Here is a 434-nt window from a genome sequence, read left to right as displayed (position 1 = left end):
TAGGCGATGTCGACCAGCAGGTTGACGCCGATATAGATGAAAGCGCTGAGCATGATGAAGGCCTGAACCACGGCATAGTCCTGACGAAGGATCCCGTCGATCACGAGCGTACCGACGCCGGGCCAGACGAAGATGCGCTCCACCAGCACGCTGCCGCCCAGAAGCTGGGCGAGGATCAGCCCCCCGGCGGTCAATGTGGGCAGGAACGCGTTGGGCAGAATGTGCCGGAAGTGCACCGACAGGGGTGCGACACCCTTGCTGTGCAGAACCGTCACGAAAGGCTCGTGCGTCACGTCGAGCAGATTGGCGCGCAACAGCCTGATCAGAAATCCCATCGGCGCGAGCGCAAGGGCGAAGGCGGGAAGCGCCAGGTGACGCAGCGCCGTCCAGAAGCCGCCCACGTCGCCGGCAAGCAGATAGTCGAGCGTGTAGAA

General features: G+C 63.4%; 1 protein-coding gene. It reads right to left on the bottom strand.

What is annotated here, in order from left to right; translation table 11 throughout:
- Nucleotides 1-434: ABC transporter permease (locus tag RIE32_12210; protein ID MEQ9097014.1), on the bottom strand; the 434-nt coding region annotated here is incomplete at both ends.

The sequence above is a fragment of the Phycisphaerales bacterium genome, from assembly GCA_040221175.1.
Taxonomy (GTDB): domain Bacteria; phylum Planctomycetota; class Phycisphaerae; order Phycisphaerales; family UBA1924; genus JAHCJI01.
Note: the sequence above shows the minus strand (reverse complement) of the source record. Positions and strands in the feature narration are given on the sequence as shown.